15 protein-coding genes are annotated in these 18,396 nt (G+C 62.5%); 11 read left to right on the top strand and 4 right to left on the bottom strand.

Annotated elements, in window-relative coordinates:
- Positions 1-13: 13 nt before the first annotated feature.
- Positions 14-2,050 (bottom strand): SUMF1/EgtB/PvdO family nonheme iron enzyme, encoded by a 2,037-nt coding sequence (locus tag OKW30_RS36300; protein ID WP_429348999.1) that lies wholly within the window; start codon positions 2,048-2,050, stop codon positions 14-16.
- A gap of 312 nt (positions 2,051-2,362) precedes the next feature.
- Here OKW30_RS36300 and OKW30_RS36295 point away from each other — a divergent pair, with 312 nt between their 5' ends.
- From OKW30_RS36295 to OKW30_RS36255, 9 genes are all read left to right on the top strand, one after another.
- The gene (locus tag OKW30_RS36295) at positions 2,363-2,866 is read left to right on the top strand and encodes a DUF4399 domain-containing protein (protein WP_184024527.1); all 504 of its coding nucleotides are present in this window, start codon (positions 2,363-2,365) and stop codon (positions 2,864-2,866) included.
- A gap of 46 nt (positions 2,867-2,912) precedes the next feature.
- Positions 2,913-3,350, top strand: a complete 438-nt coding sequence (locus OKW30_RS36290) for a DUF4399 domain-containing protein (protein WP_090807583.1) — start codon at positions 2,913-2,915, stop codon at positions 3,348-3,350.
- A gap of 251 nt (positions 3,351-3,601) precedes the next feature.
- Positions 3,602-3,880, top strand: coding sequence for a hypothetical protein (locus tag OKW30_RS36285; protein WP_184072849.1), 279 nt, complete (start codon positions 3,602-3,604; stop codon positions 3,878-3,880).
- 349 nt (positions 3,881-4,229) lie between these two features.
- Positions 4,230-5,606: an efflux transporter outer membrane subunit gene (locus OKW30_RS36280; protein WP_429348998.1), complete on the top strand. Its 1,377-nt coding sequence runs from the start codon at positions 4,230-4,232 to the stop codon at positions 5,604-5,606.
- 239 nt (positions 5,607-5,845) lie between these two features.
- On the top strand, positions 5,846-8,458 hold the full coding sequence (locus OKW30_RS36275) for an FHA domain-containing protein (protein ID WP_429348997.1): 2,613 nt from the start codon (positions 5,846-5,848) through the stop codon (positions 8,456-8,458).
- A complete protein-coding gene (locus OKW30_RS36270) occupies positions 8,436-9,809 on the top strand; it encodes an HlyD family efflux transporter periplasmic adaptor subunit (RefSeq protein ID WP_184024538.1) in 1,374 nt (457 codons plus the stop codon). Before OKW30_RS36275 ends, OKW30_RS36270 begins: the two co-directional genes overlap by 23 nt.
- Positions 9,810-9,846: 37 nt before the next feature.
- Entirely contained in the window at positions 9,847-10,599 is a 753-nt protein-coding gene (locus OKW30_RS36265; protein ID WP_184024541.1) for a peptidylprolyl isomerase, read from the top strand.
- A 39-nt stretch (positions 10,600-10,638) separates the two neighbouring features.
- Entirely contained in the window at positions 10,639-13,707 is a 3,069-nt protein-coding gene (locus OKW30_RS36260; RefSeq protein ID WP_429348996.1) for a peptidase domain-containing ABC transporter, read from the top strand.
- Positions 13,704-15,059, top strand: coding sequence for a sigma-54 interaction domain-containing protein (locus OKW30_RS36255; RefSeq protein WP_429348995.1), 1,356 nt, complete (start codon positions 13,704-13,706; stop codon positions 15,057-15,059). Before OKW30_RS36260 ends, OKW30_RS36255 begins: the two co-directional genes overlap by 4 nt.
- 45 nt (positions 15,060-15,104) lie before the next feature.
- Here OKW30_RS36255 and OKW30_RS36250 read toward each other — a convergent pair whose 3' ends face one another.
- Positions 15,105-15,875: a PP2C family protein-serine/threonine phosphatase gene (locus OKW30_RS36250; protein ID WP_429348994.1), complete on the bottom strand. Its 771-nt coding sequence runs from the start codon at positions 15,873-15,875 to the stop codon at positions 15,105-15,107.
- Positions 15,876-15,880: 5 nt separating this feature from the next.
- Positions 15,881-16,168 (bottom strand): hypothetical protein, encoded by a 288-nt coding sequence (locus OKW30_RS36245; RefSeq protein WP_090807566.1) that lies wholly within the window; start codon positions 16,166-16,168, stop codon positions 15,881-15,883.
- Positions 16,169-16,617: 449 nt separating this feature from the next.
- On the opposite strand from OKW30_RS36245, the gene OKW30_RS36240 reads away from it, so the two are divergent.
- Together OKW30_RS36240 and OKW30_RS36235 are read left to right on the top strand one after the other, a co-directional pair.
- Positions 16,618-17,139, top strand: a complete 522-nt coding sequence (locus tag OKW30_RS36240) for a lecithin retinol acyltransferase family protein (RefSeq protein ID WP_184072861.1) — start codon at positions 16,618-16,620, stop codon at positions 17,137-17,139.
- A 40-nt stretch (positions 17,140-17,179) separates the two neighbouring features.
- The gene (locus OKW30_RS36235; RefSeq protein ID WP_184024559.1) at positions 17,180-17,431 is read left to right on the top strand and encodes a hypothetical protein; all 252 of its coding nucleotides are present in this window, start codon (positions 17,180-17,182) and stop codon (positions 17,429-17,431) included.
- A 4-nt stretch (positions 17,432-17,435) separates the two neighbouring features.
- Here the strand turns inward: OKW30_RS36235 and OKW30_RS36230 are convergent, their stop codons facing one another.
- Entirely contained in the window at positions 17,436-18,314 is an 879-nt protein-coding gene (locus tag OKW30_RS36230) for a LysR family transcriptional regulator (protein ID WP_184024562.1), read from the bottom strand.
- Between the last annotated feature and the right edge of the window lie 82 nt (positions 18,315-18,396).

Raw genomic sequence — 18,396 nt, 5'->3', positions numbered from 1 at the left:
ATCGACACGGCTTTTAGTGCAGATCCTTGACGACGCGAAAACCGTTCTGCGATTGGCGCACGCCCGCGCTGTATTTGAAGCGCGTCGCGCTGAGCATGTAGTCGCCGCCTTCGCGCCATGAGCCGCCGCGAATCGCGCGCATCTCGCAGCCGGGCGAGTCCCACGCGTGGCCATCGACGGGCGCGCCCTGATAGGTGTTGTGCCAGCAGTCGGCGGTCCACTCCCAGACACCGCCGTTCATGTCGTACAGACCCAGCGGATTCGCGGCGAACGTGCCGACGTTTTCCGGGCCTTCCTTGTGCCACGGGTCGCCGCAGTCCTTGCAATTGGCGTTGCCCTTGCGCATCTGCTCGCCCCACCAGTACGCGGTCGTGGTGCCGGCGCGGTCCGCGTATTCCCATTCGGCTTCGGTCGGCAGACGGTACGGTTTGCCGGTCGTTTTGGCGAGCCACTTGACGTACTGCTGCGCGTCGTCCCAACTGAGATCACGCGCGGGTGCGGTCTTGATGCTATTGCTCTGCGGCGTCAGCTTCTGGCAGGCGCCGGCGGCGACGCACGCATTCCATTGCTCGACCGTCACGGGGAATTTACCGATCGCGAAGGGCGCGCCAATGCTCACGTGATGCACGGGCTTTTCCGACGGATCGTCGGTATTGCTGCCCATTGCGAACGAGCCGGCGGGTACCGCGACCATGACCGGACAAGCCGCGCAGTCGCGGATTTCACCGGCCGTCGGGGGATGGGCGACGGTCTTTTCGGCGAATGGCGCCGCGGCGGCCGTGGCGGGCGGCGTTGGCGATGGCGCGGCGGCGGGGCGCGGTGGCGGCGCGGCTGCGCTGGCTTGCGTCGCGGGATGCATGACGTGGGCAGGCGGCGTGGGTGGCGCGACGTGACCGCTCTGCGTCGCGGGCGCGGCTGGCGGTGCAGCCGGCGCGGCGCTCACCGCGGGAGCCGATGCCGCCGCGCGCAATCGATCGATACGCGCATGCGCGAGTGTGGCGAAGCGGCCATTCGGATAGGCCTTCAGATAAGCCTCGTAATCGGCTGGGTAGTTGCTGTCCTTGATCGAATCCCAGAACGTGATTTCGTATTGTTCGCCGCTTTCCTTGGGCATGATGCCGCGACTGCGCGGCGTGATGGCGCGACGCTCTGACGTATTCGACGACTCGATAGCGCCTTCGCCACTTGTGGGAATGGATGAACGCGCGACAGAGAGCCACGGTTGCTGCGTTCCGCGTGTAGCGGCGCGTACTTCGGCGCCGACCTGTCGGAACAGCGCGGCGAGCGATCGGGACGATGCGTCGGCGTCGTTGAGCGCTTGCAGCAAGGCATCGGTATAGACGCCATGGCGCGGACCGTCCGCCGCGAAACCGCCCGGTGCGGTTGCATAGGCAATCACGGTGTTGGCAGCGATCCTCGGTTTATCGATCGCAACCGCGGCGGGGGCAAATGGATTGTCGAGGCACGTATCGAGAATCACGAGATTGAGCCGGCCGGCACGGGCGGATTGCATCGCATGCAAAACGGTATTCAGATCGACGCCGTTATTCAGTAGCGACACCGGCGCGCGGATGTCGGCTCGCGCATCGAGTCCCGCCGGCAAAAGCAGCGTTTGTGCGCCTACCTGCATGCCGTGTCCGGCGAAATAGAACACTCCGATATCGCCTGTTTGCAATCGTCGTTGAAATTCGTCGATGGCCGCGCGCATTTGCGGCGGCGTAGCATTCGTGCGCGTGATGACTTCGAAGCCACGCGCACGGAGCGCAGCGCCGATCGATTCGGCGTCGCGCGGCGCGTTGGCGCGGATCGGGTTAGTGGCGTCACCGTAGTCGCCATTTCCGATCACGAGCGCGACACGCCGCGAATGCGTGTCGTCGCGTGACGAAGCAAAGGGTGAAGGGAGCAAAGCGGTGTCCGCCGGCCGCGCCGGATGACTCGCTACCCAAGCCGGGCTCGGCTCGATGCTTTCACGTTGCGTCGCGGCATCGGCACTGTCCCACTGCGCCTGGATTGCCCCAACCATGCACACCAGCAGGAATTGTCGCCACATCTTTATATCCTGTTTGTACCGGACAGAGTTCAGGCATTCGTGCACCACGCTCGCGCTGCCTGCGCTCTTGATTAACGATAGCACGCGCTTTGCGTCACAACTGTCCGGGAGTCCTTAACGCGTCATACGGTTAACGAGCATTGCGTATCTTTTTGGCAAGATACGTCCTAAGCTGATTCACAAAGTCACGTCACACGGTCGTTTTAACTAGGTGGCTGCCTGCCGGATTCAACCCGCGACGTGCCGCTCGAACACCCGGAAGGTCATCGATAGCCGGGCCCAAGCCATGACTCCTGTTCGGGAGAGTGCGCTATGCGAAGAACCCGTGTTTCCTTTCTTTTCGGCAGTCGTGATCCGGCGCAAGCGCGTCGCGGCGGATTACGCGCGGCGGTGTGCGCGACGCTCGTCGCGGTCTGCCTCGGTATCGGCACTGGCGGCGTTGCGCGCGCCGAGCGGACACCGTCTCCGCCGGGGGCCGAGGAGTACATCATCTGGCCGTCGGATGGCGCGGTGATTCACGGCGGAAAGTTGTGGGTGCGCATGGGGCTGCGCAATATGGGCGTGTGTCCGAAGGGCGTCGCGTTTCCGAATACCGGCCACCATCATCTTCTGATCGACACGGATTTGCCCGCGCTCGATCAGGAGATTCCATCGGATCGCCAGCACCTGCATTTCGGCGCGGGCGAAACCGACGCGCGCATCGAGTTGCCGCCCGGCAAGCACACGCTGCAGCTGATTCTCGGCGACCATAATCACGTGCCGCACGTGCCGCCCGTGTATTCGAAGAAGATCACCATCACCGTGCTAAAGAACTAACGCGGTCCGTTCGTTCGAACTGGTCAAGCCGGAACGGAGAGTCCTGATGAAGAAGATCATTGCGGCCGCGGCATTCGTCGCAGCGGCGCTGACGGTATCGACCGCGCCGCAGGGCGCGTGGGCAGCGACGCCGTCGCCGCCCGGCGCCTACGCGTATATCGGCTATCCGAACGATGGCCAGGTGGTGCCCGCCAATAAACCGTTTCGCGTGTGGTTCGGTCTGCGTTTCATGGGGGTCGCGCCGAAAGGCGTGAAGTACCCGAACACCGGCCACCATCATCTTCTGATCGATACCGATCTGCCGCCGATGGATCAGGAGATACCCTCAGATCGCCATCATCTGCATTTCGGCGCCGGCGAAACGGAAACGATGATTTCATTGCCGCCAGGCAAGCATACGCTGCAGCTGTTGATGGGCGACGACATGCATATGCCGCACAACCCGCCGGTGTATTCGAAGAAGATCACGGTGATCGCGCGCTGACTGTCATCGAGCAGCCAACAATGGCGCGCGCGCTGTCGGCTGCGATCCACCATTCACCGGTCTCGCTCTGCCGCTCGTCAGCGTCGGGACAGCGGGTGCGATCTTCCTGGCCTTTGCTACAAGGCGTTCAGGACGCGAATGACGAAAGCAAGGCACTCCTGGCATAGCCCATGCATCAGTAGCGCCCGAGCAGACAAGTTGCTCGAACCCGACGCACCACGATGCGCTTTCCCATTCCCAGGAGATTTGCCATGAACACGCTGATGATCAAGGACCTGTCCAACACCGAACAACTCGACAGCAAGGCGATGAGCGCCGTGCGCGGTGGCAACGGCTACTATTCGATGCCGTCGTACCTCAGCTACGCGCCCGTCTATGCGCCGAGCAGCATCAAGAACGTCTCCACGACGCAGATGATCAACACGGAAATGAACATCCAGAGCGCGAACGGCAACGACTCGGCGCTGGTCAGCGGTACGACCACCTACATCCAACCGACCATTTACTCGAGCAACGTCAACAACGGGTAGTGAGCGGCGCACGCGCGGCCCGGGCGGCCGCGTGTGCGTGCCCCAACAGGCGCATCGCTCAAAAAGACCGCTAATCCAATCGTCCTTTCCACGCATCCTTCGCGTATCCGCCGCTCCCCGCATCGACTTTTCCGCCGCTTCATTGCCGAAGCCGCGCGGAAGCGGCTCGGGCTGAAAAACCGGGCATCTCGCGCGAAACAGGCGGGTGCAACTGGAGACCACCGTGTCAGCATTGCCGGAGTCATCGTTCGATTCGTCGTGTGATTCGCTGGACCTTCAGCGGGTTCCTGCTGAAGCCAGGACGCCTCGCCGCATAGCCCGTGTACTGCGCGGGATCTGCGCGGCAACGATGTGCGCTTTGGCAGTGAGCGCGTGCGTCGACGTCAGCATGCCGGCTTATCAACGCCCGGACACGCCGGCCAAGACATCGTGGTCGGATCGCAAGGGCGCGCCGGTATCGGCCGCACAGACGATCGAGCGCGACTGGTGGAAGGGCTTCCAGGACCCGTACCTCGATACGCTGATCGACAAGGCGATCGACGGCAACTTCGATATCCGGGTGCTGGCCGCACGCATCGAAGTCGCGCACACGCAGATCAGCGAGACAGGCGCGGCCGCATTGCCGACGGTGGACCTCGGTGCCGGCGCCGACTATACGAAGACGACTGGCCAGCCTTTGACGAAGACGTACAACCTCGCGCTGCAGGTGAACTGGGACATCGACATCTGGGGCAAGGTCGAAAAAGGCGTGCAGGCGCAAAAGGCCGAATTCCACGCGAGCGAGGCGGATTGGCGCGCGGGGTATCTCGAACTCGTCGCGAATGTGGCCAGTACCTATTTCCAGATCCTGCAATTCGACGACCAGATCGCACAGCAGCAAAAGACCATCGCCACGAACAAGCAAATCCTGACGATCTACGAAGGCCAGGCGCGCAATGGGCTCGTGCCGCAAACGCAGGTGTTGCGCCAGCAGGCGGAGATCAACCGGCTCACCAACGATCTCTATGATCTGCGCCGATCGCGGGCGGTCTCCGACAACGCGTTATGCACGTTGCTCGGCGTGCCGGCCGGCGAATTCCATGTGCCGCAGGGCCATTTACAGGAGCGCGTGAAATTGCCGGGCGTGCCCGATGGTTTGCCCGCGCAATTGCTGTCGCGCCGCCCCGACGTGGTGGCGGCCGAATTCAGGGTGCTCGAGGCCTATGACCTCGTCGGTCAGTCGAAGCTCGCGCAATTGCCGAGCATCGGCCTCACCGCGCAAGGCGGCACGGCAAGTTACGCGCTTAACCAGTTGCTGAAGTCGTTCACGTTCGGCCTGATGCCGAGCATCAATTTTCCGCTGTTCGATCCGGGCGTGCGCGCACATGTGAAGGTGACCGAGGCGCAATCGAAAGTCGCCGAGCAGCAATATCGCGTGGCCGTGATGGGCGCATTCGAGGAAGTGGAGAACGCGCTCGTCAATCTGAGTGCCCATAAGGCGCAGCACGCGGAATTGCAGCAGCAGGTGTCGCGCCTGCAGATCGTCGCTGATCAGATCCAGTCGCAACTGCGCCTTGGCGTCGTGTCGCAACTCGAAGTATTCGAAGACGAGCGGACCTTGCTGGAGGCGCAACAGGCGTTGCTGGAAAACCACCAATTGATTCTGTCCGACACGGTAACGCTTTATAAGGCGCTCGGCGGCGGATGGCCAGGTGTCGACGTGCAAGCGCAGGTCAAAGAGAAGTAACGAAACATTGAGCTAATCCACGAGTTGGCGTACCGCGCGGGTATTTCGTCGGCTGACGGCTTATCCGCGGTCTTCTCATCCGGCGATATCCAAATTGACACTCTCGATGCGTGACTTACAATCCTTTAGGGGTCAGCGTTTGCGTGGCTCTTCACGACAATATCGTTGCGCCGTTGTTCTTCGTCCAGTTCGCCCCGCGTTCCCGCCGCGGCAGGTAAACGCTTAGCGATCCAGATAAAATGGCCACCGGCGAAGCTCCGATTGCTGAAATGCGCGTGACAGTGGACGCTGCCTTCGACGTGGTGTTGTCACCGGTTGCCTGCGCGCAGCGCCCCGCGCTCGACGCCATTCGCATCGTCGACAACCTGTTCGCCATCGGCCGCAGCGAAGCGCCGTTCAGCGACTATCCCGCACCATGGACCGCCGCTCTCTCGCGCCGACATGCGCGCGTTTTCATCGAGCATGGCGCGATTTATGTTGCCGATCTCGGCAGCAAGAACGGCACGACGGTCAACGGCATCGCGGTGCGACAAACCCCCGCGCGTGTACGCGCCGGCGATGAACTCTGCTTTGGCGGCGAACTGCGCTATCGCGTCGGCATCGAGCCGCGCGCGCGCGTCGTCACGGGTGGAAGCGCTTCTCCCCTCATTCATCTATTGCTGGTGCCGCAGCGCGATGACCTGGGTCTGCAGCCGGTCGACGTGCTGGCTTTTCCATTTCTGATCAGTAAAACGGACGAGGTTTTCTCGCGCTACAAAGACCGTTATCCGCACCAGGTCAATTACATTTCCCGGCGCCATGCGCACCTGTTTCTGAAGGGCGGCGAGCTGTATGTCGAGGATCTCGGCAGCACCAACGGCACGTTCGTGAATGGACAGCGGATCGGCGAATCGGCGCTTGCACTAGCGGACGGCGATGTCGTTGCATTTGGCGGCGACCACTTCGTCTACAGGGTGTCGCTACGGAACTCCGCCGACGGCGAACCCACCGTGACCCAGCTCTCTCTTCAGCCCGCTGTCGACAGTGCCGCCGATGCCGACAAGACGACCTTCGTCGGCGCTGCGCATTCGTTTCTCGACATCTTTTGCGTCGATCCGGCGCTGCAACGCGAAGACGAAGTGAATGACGCGGCGCAGCCGGGCTCCGCGCGCGCGAAGCGAGACGGAGTGGGGACGGCAAATGGCGCGCAGGGCGCCAAAGGTGCGCAAGCGGGGCATCCCGCCGATACGAGAGACGGCGCGAACGAAAGAAGCGGCAAAGCTAAAAGCGCGGCAAGAGGTAAGCCGCGTCGCTGGAAGATGATCGCCGGCGAACTCCACAAGGCGTTAGCGGACGGCGAGCGCACCAATGTGCGGCGCGCGGCGGCATGGGGCGCAGCGGGTATCGCGATCGTGGTTGCGCTTGGCGTGGGCCTTTATCTGCACGGTTCATCGGAACGGGAGTTGAAGAGCCTGCTCGCGAGCGGTGATTACTCGAGCGCTCTCACGATGGCGCGCGGCTATCTGGCCACGCATCCGGCGGACACGAAAATCAGCTCGCTCGCGAGCGAGGCGTTGTTGAAAGCGAACTTGCCGGGCTGGATCGAAGCCGTGCAAAAAGCGCAGTTCGACCAGGCCGACACGCTGCTGAAGAACATGAGGGCGTTGAGCGGAAATGACGCCGATGCCGCGTCGCTGGTCGGCGAATTGCAATGGGTCGGCGATCTCGAACGCTTCGTCGCGGCGCGTGGCGGCGTCGACGCGCCAATCCGCATGTATACGGACGAAGCGACGATCAACGGTCTGCTGCACCGCTGGGACGATGACGCGGCGAGTCACCAGCGCGCGCTCGATCGGATTGCGAGTTACGTGCCGGTCTTCGCGGAGCCCTACGCACACACGCTCAGCCATCTGCGCAAGCTCGAAAGCGACGATTCGGTGTACGTCGCCGCGATCGATCGGCTCAATGGCGTAATTCATACCGAACTTTCGCGCGACAAACCCGAGGCGCTGCCGCCGGTACTCGACGATTACGCGCAGCGTTATCCTCGGCTCGCGGGGCTCGATAGAGTGCGCGACGATTTGCGCCAATACACCGGGTTGCTGAATGCCGCGTTGAGCCGTCAATTGACGTCATTGTTGGCGATGATGAAAACGGTGCGCTTCAGTACGCCGCCTTTTCAGGCGCAATTCCAGCAGCTTGCGGCGACGCGCTTGCCGTCGCCGGACATCGTTCAACGGCAGGACGCGGTCGATGCCGCGTGGCAGCGCGGCGACGCGCAGCAGGCGCTGAACGATTTGCAGTCGATGCCGGCGAGCCCGTGGTCCGATGTGCTCGCGGCCGAAGCGACGCACAAGAAGGCGTTGTCCGATCAATACAACGATCTGCGGAAAACGCGTGACGGGAAAGATTACGACCAGCGTCTGCTGTCGTTCTACGCGAGCCTCGATCCGCGGACCGACGCATGGTTCGTGCAGGCGCTCCAGAAAGACGTGGCCGCATTGCATGACAAGGCACTCGCGCATGCGCAAGATCTGCTGGTGCGCGCGCAAAGCCTGTGGAAAGAGTACCGCGCGAACGGCCCGATCGGCGGCACGCAGCGGCTCGAAGCCGGCATCTCGCCGGGCTTTCGCAACGAGGCGCGTCTGCTGAGCGAGGCGCAGACGGCGGCACGCCAGGGCATGCGCATCTATACGCAGTTGAAGGCCGATCATCCCGCCGACTTCGATCGCCTGCTCGCGGATATCGAAGCCGAAGCGAGTTTGCAGCGCCGCTCGTTGACCGAGTTGCGCATGGTGCTGGACCCTGGGCTGCTGAAAGCGAAGCTCGCGTTGATTGGAGGCGATCAGAGTGAAACGCGATCCTCACCCTAGACCGTTGTCGGAGGCGCTCGAAGATCATAGCGTCGAAGGCATTGCGATTCTGACATCCGAGCCGGTGCGGCTTGCGCGCGCGCTGATCTGGGCGATGGTCGCGCTCGTCGTGTCGGGTTTGCTGTGGTCGTTCGTCGGCCGCGCGGATGTGATCGTCAGCGCGCCCGGCACGTTGTCGCCGGAATCGGAGGTGCGGCGCATCTATACGCCAATCGACGGCGAACTCGCGGATCTGTATATCGCCGAGGGGCAGCCGGTGTCGAAAGGCGACGTGCTCGCGCGGCTCAATGCGCGCGGCGCGATCGAGGCAGCGAGCAACGCGTTACAGGCACAAGTGAAGCTCGAAGACGCCGAACGCGAATGGAAGCAGTTCCCGGAGAAGAAGGCGTTGATGGAACGCAAGGCCGCGTCGTTGAAGGCGCAACTCGAAGTCGAGGAGCGCTTGCACGAGAATCGCGTTTCAGAAGGCACGACGAAGCTTGCCGAAGGGCAGAAGGCCGAACTCGACGAAGCGCGCAGCTCGCTCGACAACGCGCGCCGCACGCGCGAAGCGGCGAATCAGGAACTCGATCGCTATTCGCGGCTGTTCGCGCAGCCGGGCGGCGGTGGCATTGCCGAATTACAGGTCGAGCAGAAACGCACGGCCGCGCTCGAAGCGGATAACGCTTACCGTGTCGCGCAGTCGAAGCTGGCCGAGCTCGACTTTCGTCTGAGCCATGAATACGCGCAGGCCAATGCGCAACTCGCGACGAGCGGCCAGCAAAGCACCGATCTGCAGCTGCAATACGATCAGGCGGTGCGCGACATCACCGATGCGGAAGACAAACTGCGCGTGCAACTGCAAAGCGCGCGCCTCGAAGCCGATGCCGCCGCGCGCGTGCGTTTCGAGAACATCGATAAAGACAATTTTCTGCTGATTCTCGCGCCGGTTTCAGGCGTGATCACCGACGTCACGTCGACGCAGCGCGGCGACAAGATTCAGGCGAATGCACCGCTCGGCGGCATTGCGCCAAAAGACGCGCGGCCCGTGCTGAAGATCGAAATCTCCGAACACGACCGCGCCTTTCTGCACGTGGGCCTGCCTGTCAAATTGAAGTTCAACGCGTTTCCTTACCAGCGCTACGGGTTGATCAGCGGCACGCTCGCATATATCTCGCCGGCCACGAAGCCATCCGCGCAGGACAAGCAGCCGGTCTACGAAGGCCGTGTCACGCTGGACAAGGACTACTACCAGGTGGCCGGCACGCGTTATCCGCTGCGTTACGGCATGACCGCCAATGCGGAAATCGTCGTGCGCGAGCGGCGCCTGATCGACCTCGGTCTCGATCCGTTCAGAGAGGTGGCGGGTTGAGCGCGCGAATCAAACATCCACGAAAGGAGCCGAGCAAATGACCGCGATAGTGCGTATCGATGACGAAGTCGTGGACGTGGACGAGTTCATTCGTCTTCTGAAACTGACCGGCCAGTTCGAGAGCCTGGTCGAGCAGATCGTGCGCGACAAGCTTACCGTCCATGCGGCGAAGAAGCAGGGCGTCGCCGTCAGCGCCGACGAAATCCAGCAGCGCGCGGACCAGTTTCGCCGCGTGCGCGGGCTGCATCGCGCGGCGGACATGAATCATTATCTCGACGCGCTGCACGTGAGCCTCGACGAATTCGAGGCGTTCATTACCGACGGGCTCTATCAGGAGAAGATGCTCGACGACATCGGTAACGACGCGGCGATCCATGATTACTTCGCGCTGAATTCACCGAAGTTCGACGCGATCGAAGTCAGCCATATCGTGCTCGATAGCGAAGGCAAGGCGAAGGAAATGATCTCGTACCTGCACGACGACCCCGACGCCTTCGGCGAGATGGCGCGCGAGCATTCGATTGCCGATACGCGCGAGTCGGGCGGCGTGATCGGCAAGGTACTGCGCGGTTCGCTGAAGCCCGATATCGAGGCGAAGATCTTCAATGCGGCGGTCGGCGATCTGCTTGGGCCGTTTCCGTCGGCCGACCGTTCGTGTTTCGAGATCTTCGCGGTCACGGCCAAATATCCGGCCACGCTCGATGCCGACGTGGCCACCGAAATCCGCCGTTTGCTGCGCGAGAGCTGGCTCATTGCCCGCGCCCAGGAACACGTGATCGAAGCGCGCTAGTGCCCGACTAGCGCCCGATAAAGCGAGGCTCACCGATACATGGACGCCCTCCAGACCGCGCCATCCGCGCCTTCCACCGCCGATTTTCTCGCTTCGGTGGAGATCCTGTCGCCGTTCTCGCGCGACGAAATCGAGCGGCTTGCCGAGTACGCGCAGGCAAAGTTCTATTCGTTCGGCGAAACGGTGTGCTCGGCCGGTGAAGTGGCCGAAGGTCTCTACGTGATCCGCTCGGGCACGGTACGAATCTTCACCGAGGAGCACGGCAAGGAATCCAGCATGGGCGTGCGCAAGTCGGGCGAGATCTTTGCCGACATTGCGATGTTGCGCTCGTACGTTCACGAAGCGTCGGTACGTTCGTCGGGCAAGACCGAAGTGCTGTTCATTCCGCGCAGCGCGATCGAACCGGTGATGGCGGGCAACGCCGCCGCGTTGGCGTTCGTCGCCAGCTATGTGGCGATCAATTCGGCCGGGGGCTTCGTCGCGCAATTGTTCGATCTGCGCGGCAAGCTGAACAAGGCGGAACTCGAAGAGTACGTGCGCAGCGTCGGCGCAAAACGGGTCGCTGCCGGCAAGGAGATTCTGAAACAGGAGGGCCGCGACGACAGGCGGCTCTATGTGGTGCGGCAAGGCCAGGTGCGCATCGTGCGGCAGGAGGAGGGCCACGACTATACGCTCGCGACGCTCGGCAAAGGGGAGATATTCGGCGAGAAGGCGTGCCTGATGCGCCAGGAACAGATGGCATCGGTCGTTGCAACCACCGACACGCGGCTGCTGGTCATCCCCGAGCGCACCGTTCATTTCATTCTCGAGCGCAATCCGAAACTGCGAGAAGTGCTCGACGAGCGCATCCGCTATGGCGACCGCGAATTACAGCGGCAAAAGCGGCTCGAGCAGCGGCGCAAGCTGCCGTTGATGCTCGACCTGCAGAGCAAACCGGAACTCGGCGAGAAGATCATCCGGCGTTTCGCGCTCGTCGAGCAGGCCGAGGAGATGGATTGCGGCGCCGCGTGTCTCGCGATGATCTGCCGCCATTACGGCATTCCGATGACGCTCGGCAAATTGCGCGAACTCGCGAACGTGACGACGCAGGGTGCGACGCTCGACAGCCTCGCGCGCGCGGGCGAGTCGCTCGGCTTCACGACGCGCGGCGTGCAATGCACGTTCGATTCGCTGCGCGGCTTCGATCTGCCGTTCATCGTGCATTGGGAGGGCTATCACTATGTGGTCGTGTACGGGCTGTCGAAAGACCATGTCTGGGTGGCGGACCCGGCACTCGGTTTCAGAAAGCTGAGCGTCGAAGATTTCGAACGCGGGTGGAGCGGCACCTGCCTATTGTTTACCGGCGGATCGCAGCTGCTGCAGATGTCGGCCGAGCGCTCGCCGTGGATTCGCTTTGTCGGCTATCTGAAGCCGTACCGCAAGATACTCGGCTATCTGTTTCTGGCGACCTTCGTGATTCAGGTGCTCGGCGTGATTCCACCCCTGATCATTCAGAACATTCTGGACGGCGTGATCGTGCATCAGAACGTCAGTCTGCTGCATATGCTGATCGGCGGGCTCATCATCTCCAATGTCTTCACGCAGCTGATGTCGACGATTCGCGCGTACCTGGCGAACTTCATGGTTCGCAACATGGACTTCGCGATGATGTCGCAGTTCTTCAAGCATACGTTGTCGCTGCCGTTCTCGTTCTTCGCGAAGCGCAAGACCGGCGATATCTTCGCGCGCTTTCAGGAAAACCAGACGATCCGCGCGTTCCTGACCGAATCCACCGTGACGACCGCGCTGAATCTGCTGATGATCTTCATCTACTTCACGATCATGTTCGTGTACAACGTGAAGATGACCCTGGTGTTGATCGCGTTCGTCATTCCGATCATGGGGCTCACGGTGATCGCGACGCCGAAGATCAAGGGCTACGCACGCGAGGTGTTCACGGCGTCGACCGAGGCGAAGTCGTTCCTGATGGAAGCTCTGGCCGGCGTCGAGACCGTCAAGGGCATGGGCATCGAGCGGCCGGTACGGTTGCGCTGGGAGAAGAAATACGCAAAGGCGCTCGAATTGCAGTATCGCGCTCACGCATTCAATATTCTGGTCGGCTTTGGCAGTCAATTGCTGAATGCGGCAACGACGATTGCGATTCTTTGGGTCGGCGCGAATCTGGTACTCGCGCGTGAATTGACGATCGGTCAGCTGATCGCGTTCAATGCATTCATGGGCAGCGTATTGAGTCCGCTGATGGGTCTCGTCGGCTTGTGGAGCATGCTCAACGATGCGGGTGTCGCGATGGAACGGCTCGGCGATGTGCTCGATATCGAGCCCGAACAGAAGCCGCAGGATTTGCCCTCGCGCGTGATGCTGCCGGAGCTGCAAGGCGAAATCAGCCTGCAAGGCGTGTACTTCCGCTATGGCGAGGAGGATTCCGCTTATGTGCTGGAGAACATCAGCTTCGATATCAAGCCGGGTGAACTGGTCGCGATCGTCGGGCGCAGCGGGTCGGGAAAAACCACGCTCGCGAAGCTGCTGGTTGGCTTCTATCAGCCGAGCGAAGGGAAAATGATGATCGACGGCTATGACTCCGGCGTGATCGACAAGACTTATTTCCGCGCGCAAATCGGCTACGTGATGCAAAGCAATCTGCTGTTCTCGGGCACGATCGCCGAGAACATCGCAAGCGGGGACGACGCGCCGGAGCGCCGCCGCATCGAGGAAGTCGCGAAAATGGCCGACGCGCATGGCTTCATCAGCAAGATGCCGCTCGGTTATGAGCAGATCGTCGGCGAGCGCGGCATCGGTTTGTCGGGCGGTCAAATCCAGCGGCTTTGCATTGCGCGTGCGTTGTATCACGATCCGCGTCTGCTCGTGTTCGACGAGGCGACGTCGGCGCTCGACTCGCAATCGGAAAGCAATATTCTCGGCAACATGCACGACATCCTGAAGGGCCGCACGGCGGTGATCATCGCGCATCGGCTCAGCACGATCATGCGCGCGGACAAGATTCTCGTGCTGTATGAAGGCGCGATCGTCGAACAGGGCCGTCACGAGGAGCTGATCCAGCGCGGCGGCATGTACTATCAGCTCGTGCAGAAACAGTTGAGTGCATCATGATGAAGATACTCGACCAGATTGAAGAGGCGAGTCCCGCGATATCGTACGCGGGACTGATCGAGCGGATCGAGATCCTGCGCTCCACGTTGCGCTGGTCGTCGCGGCTCGAACGCGCCGATATCGACAAGCTGCTGAGGCAGGCCACGTCGTTGCGCGACGAAGTGATGCAGCTTTCGCACAAGGAGCGCTTCGTGCAGGCGGCCACCGCGGGCGAGCCGCAGACGAGCGCGGAGCAATCGCGCGGTGCGCGCCGCAAGGCACTACTCGAACGCAGCTTCATTTTCGAGGGCACGTTCGGCGACAACCCGCGTTTGCTCGAATCGCTCGAAATCGCGGAAAAAGCGGCGCCAACCGATTTGCCGGTGTTGATCGATGGAGAAAGCGGCACCGGCAAGGAGCTGATGGCGAAAGTGATTCACGCGAACGGCTCGCGTGCGGACAAGCCGTTCATTTCGGTGAACTGCGGCGCGATTCCGGACAATCTGCTCGAATCCGAACTATTCGGGCATCGCAAGGGCGCATTCACCGGCGCGTCGAACGACCGCAAGGGCAAATTCGAAAGCGCGCATACGGGTACGATCTTTCTCGACGAAATCGGCGAGTTGCCGCTCGCGGGCCAGGTCAAGCTGCTGCGTGTGCTCGAGGCGCACGAGATTCAACGCGTCGGCTCCGACGAAACGATCGCGGTCGATACGCGCATCGTCGCGGCGACCAATCGCAATCTGCGCAAGCTCAGCGAGGAAGGCCGGTTTCGCGAGGATCTGTTCTACCGGCTCAGCGTGATTCACGTGACGTTGCCGCCGCTGCGCGAACGGCGCGACGAAATTCCGTTGCTGATTGCGTGGTTCGGCGACGAAGCGGCGGGCACGCTGAAACGCCGGCCAGTCAGGTTGACGCCGCGTTTGCGGGACTTTCTATTGAGCTACGCGTATCCGGGCAACATTCGCGAATTGCGCAACGTGATGTACCGCATCTCATGTCTGGCTGCAGACATGGCCGACGTCGAGCATTTGCCGCTCGATATGCGACCCGCCGCACCCGGTTCGGCGGCGGCGCAGGCGGAGGGCGGACAGGCGAGCGGCGAGCAGCCGATCAGCGTCGCGAATCTGATGTCGTTGAGCGACGCGAAGCGGGCGGCCAGCGACGACGCCGAGAAAGCGTTCCTCGAACGCGGACTGCGTGAAGTCAGCGGGACCGTCGCCGAACTGGCGCGGCGCATCGATATGAATCGCTCGCACTTGCAGATGCTGCTGAAAAAGCACGGCCTGCACTCGAAGGATTTCCGCAATCGCAATGCGCCGTCCACGAAGAACGGCGCGAACGAGCGCGACGAGGAAGACGACGAAGGCTGAGTGAAGGACCACTGAACGCTCGGTGAAACGCGCGCCTGAAGATCATCAAGGCGCCGGGTTCAGCAAGGTCTTGTCCGCCGCATTCGGGTCCTGCGCTTCGACGACCACTGCGGTGATGTTGTCGCGCCCGCCGCGCGCGAGCGCGAGGTCGACGAGTTGGCAACATGCGTTTTCGCGCTCCGCCGTGGTCAGCACGTCGGCGATCTCGTCGTCGCTCAGTTCGTTGCTGAGACCGTCGCTGCACAACAGGAACACGTCGCCGTCGGCGACTTCGATCGCGTCGTCGTCGAGTTCGAGCGAATCCGTTGCCCCGACCGCGCGCGTGATCATGTGCTGCGCGGGATGATGGCGCGCCTCTTCGTCGGTGATGACGCCGAGCGAGCGCAGCTCCTCGACCTGGCTGTGATCGCGCGTCAGTTGCCGCAATTGCCCCGCGCGGTACAGGTAGATGCGGCTGTCGCCGGCCCACACGTAGCCGCAGAAGCGATCGCATGCAAGCAGCACGACCACGGTGCTGCCGATGCGCTGCACCTGGCGGCGCGCGGCTTCGTCGCGCAATTGACGGTTCGCGGTTTGCAGACGCGCGCGCACATCGGCGATCAGCATTCTGAGGCCGTGCGGCGCGGCCAGTTGAGTCAACGCGTCGATCACGGTGCGGCTCGCAACGTCGCCGACCGCGTGACCGCCCATCCCATCGGCGACAGCCCAGCGTCCCGCTTCGGGCTCGTCGAGGCAGGCATCTTCGTTGATTTCGCGGACCCGTCCCGGGTCGGAACGCGCGGACGACGTCCAGCGAAATTGGCTCTCGCATGTCACAACGGCTACACCATATCGTTTCGGTTGCGTGCGTCCGGAGACACGGTGAGGTTTGCGTTCGCGCCGGTGTTGCGTACGTCGACCGACTGGAACTGGTTGATCATCTGGTTAGCATAGAAGTTGTTGGAGACCTCGTACAGATTGACCACCGGCCCAATGCTCGGCGTTTGCGGCACGTACGGCTGAATCCAGCCATAGATCCATGGCGCGCCGCCGCCACCGCGAATCGCCGCCATCGCTTTGCGATCGAGCGCGAGGTTCAGCGAGAGGTCGTTCAATTTGATGCAGGACATGTCGTTCTCCGGTTGGTCGCGTGCGCAATGCGCGCGGCTGAATGGACTCTGCACCAGATGGTGCAAAGGCCATGCCAATCGGGGGCGGATTCGACGCGAAGCCCGCGGCGCATTGACTGGCGCGGCTTGCGCGGCCTTACCACGAACGCGGTCGACGCGATCGGTCGGCTCGCGGCCAACAAGCCCACATTCGAACAGGTGTGAGACCCAACACATTCGGCGGGGTCCCACGGGTTCTCCATGCAGTTGAAATCAACCCGCGACACGGCTCGCAAATGAGCGTCGCACACCAACAGAGCAGCGCGATTTCTGTTGGTCCCGTCCTGACATCTACCTCTTCAGAAAACCGCTCGATCGGCCGTCAACCCTGTAAACAGGGGTTTTCCGGCGCCTGGCCCGGATGATGCAAAAGCTGTCGCAACAGTGTTGGAATGCGAACGAGGCCAGCCATGAACACCCAAACGCTCGATACACGCGACGACGACCCGCAATCCGCAGCCGCTTGCGACACCGCATCATCGACGATCGATCTGCCGATCGGCGCGCACCTGGTCACGCAACGCAACGGCTACGAACATCACGGCATCTATGTCGGCAACGGCCGCGTCGTGCACTACTCGGGCTTTGCGGCCTCCGCCCATCCCGGACCGGTCGAGGAAGTCGAACTCGCGCGCTTCGCCGCCGGCCATTCGCTGTCGGTTCGCGCGACGCCGAGCGCGATCTACGTCGGCGCCGATGCGGTGCGCCGCGCGCGCTCCCGCCTCGGCGAAAACCGCTATCGCCTGCTGACCAACAACTGCGAACACTTCTGCGCGTGGTGTCTGCTCGGCGAAAGCCGCAGCGAACAGGTGCATTGCTGCTTGCGCCATCCGGGCACGGGCATGCGCGCACTGCTGTGCCTCGTGAAGGCGTTTGTCGAGAGCGGGGCGAGGAACGAACACCGCGTGGCGCAACTCGCGCAACTCGCGTGAACGCAGCGCGTCAGGAACGGGACGATTCGAGGAGAACATCATGGTTGCCGCAGAAAAAAGCTTGCACTGGGCCGTCGACAAATGGCTCGCACCCACGCCGTCGATGCCCGCGCGCGTGGTGCGGTTCTGCCATCGCGCGTCGCAACAGCAACGCTATGTATGTGTGCAGGCGTTGAAGCCGGAAGGATTGCTGTCGATTTTCTTCTTCCGCCACGGCGACGGTTCGTGGAACGTGTTCCCGCCGCAAGCCGAGCGGCCCGCGATGAACGGGTATTGCCGCACGGCCGCGTAGGAACTCATGCGTGACCCGCCGTGGCCGCTTCCTTGGCGAGCCACTGACTGAACAGCAACATCGCCGGCGTCATCGGCTTGCCCTTCAGGCAGGTCAGCCAGTAACTGCCCGCCTTGACCTCGACGTCGAACGGGCGCACCAGACGCCCGGTATTGATTTCCCGTTCGAACATCAACGCAGGCACGAGCGCGATGCCCGCGCCCTGTATCGCCGCTTCCACCATCAACCGCGACGAATCGAACACCGGTCCGCGCACCGGCCGCGGCGCGATGCCCGCGGCCGCGAACCAGTTCATCCAGTCGTCCATGCGGTACGAGCGCAGCAGCGTTTCGTTGGCGAGATCGTCGGGCCGTGCGAGGCGCGCGGCGATCTCGGGCGTGCAGAGCAGCGCGAGCGGCGCGTCGAGCAGTTTGGTGGCGAGCGAGCCGGGCCACGTGCCGTCGCCGAAACGGATCGCGAAATCGAGGCCCTCGGTCGCGAGGTCGACGAGGTTGTTATTGGTCAGCAGCCGCAGCTCGACGAACGGATGCGCGTCGCGAAACGACTTCAGGCGCGGCATCAGCCAGCCGACCGCGAACGTGCCGACCACACCGACCGTCAGCACCTCGTGAAAATGCCCGCCGTCGAACTGCTTGAGCACCGCCTCGATACGATCGAACGCGTCGGACAGCACGGGGCGCAGCGCGAGCCCTTCGTCGGTCATCGCGAGGCCGCGCGGCAAACGCTTGAATAGCGCGGTGCCGAGCCGCTCCTCCAGCGAGCGCACCTGCTGGCTGACCGCGGCTTGGGTCACGTTCAGCTCTTGCGCCGCGCGCGTGAAGCTCAGATGCCGCGCGGACGATTCGAACGCGCGCAGCGCGTTGAGCGGAAGATACGGTCTCATGGTGCAGATACAAGATTTTCTTGTGAGTGGGCTAACTTATCACCATCGGCCCACTTCGCCGACTCCCTGTCTGTTATTCGCC

The sequence above is a fragment of the Paraburkholderia sp. Clong3 genome (genome assembly GCF_050436485.1).
In the GTDB taxonomy this organism is placed as follows: Bacteria; Pseudomonadota; Gammaproteobacteria; order Burkholderiales; family Burkholderiaceae; genus Paraburkholderia; species Paraburkholderia tuberum.
Note: the sequence above shows the minus strand (reverse complement) of the source record. Positions and strands in the feature narration are given on the sequence as shown.

Bases quoted from the DNA above. Each gene is read 5' to 3' on its own strand.
- OKW30_RS36240 (WP_184072861.1), top strand. From the start codon at position 16,618: ATGAACACCCAAACGCTCGATACACGCGACGACGACCCGCAATCCGCA.
- OKW30_RS36290 (WP_090807583.1), top strand. From the start codon at position 2,913: ATGAAGAAGATCATTGCGGCCGCGGCATTCGTCGCAGCGGCGCTGACG.
- OKW30_RS36300 (WP_429348999.1), bottom strand. From the start codon at position 2,050: ATGTGGCGACAATTCCTGCTGGTGTGCATGGTTGGGGCAATCCAGGCG.
- OKW30_RS36235 (WP_184024559.1), top strand. From the start codon at position 17,180: ATGGTTGCCGCAGAAAAAAGCTTGCACTGGGCCGTCGACAAATGGCTC.
- OKW30_RS36255 (WP_429348995.1), top strand. From the start codon at position 13,704: ATGATGAAGATACTCGACCAGATTGAAGAGGCGAGTCCCGCGATATCG.
- OKW30_RS36280 (WP_429348998.1), top strand. From the start codon at position 4,230: ATGTGCGCTTTGGCAGTGAGCGCGTGCGTCGACGTCAGCATGCCGGCT.
- OKW30_RS36265 (WP_184024541.1), top strand. From the start codon at position 9,847: ATGACCGCGATAGTGCGTATCGATGACGAAGTCGTGGACGTGGACGAG.
- OKW30_RS36230 (WP_184024562.1), bottom strand. From the start codon at position 18,314: ATGAGACCGTATCTTCCGCTCAACGCGCTGCGCGCGTTCGAATCGTCC.
- OKW30_RS36295 (WP_184024527.1), top strand. From the start codon at position 2,363: ATGCGAAGAACCCGTGTTTCCTTTCTTTTCGGCAGTCGTGATCCGGCG.
- OKW30_RS36275 (WP_429348997.1), top strand. From the start codon at position 5,846: ATGGCCACCGGCGAAGCTCCGATTGCTGAAATGCGCGTGACAGTGGAC.
- OKW30_RS36285 (WP_184072849.1), top strand. From the start codon at position 3,602: ATGAACACGCTGATGATCAAGGACCTGTCCAACACCGAACAACTCGAC.
- OKW30_RS36245 (WP_090807566.1), bottom strand. From the start codon at position 16,168: ATGTCCTGCATCAAATTGAACGACCTCTCGCTGAACCTCGCGCTCGAT.
- OKW30_RS36260 (WP_429348996.1), top strand. From the start codon at position 10,639: ATGGACGCCCTCCAGACCGCGCCATCCGCGCCTTCCACCGCCGATTTT.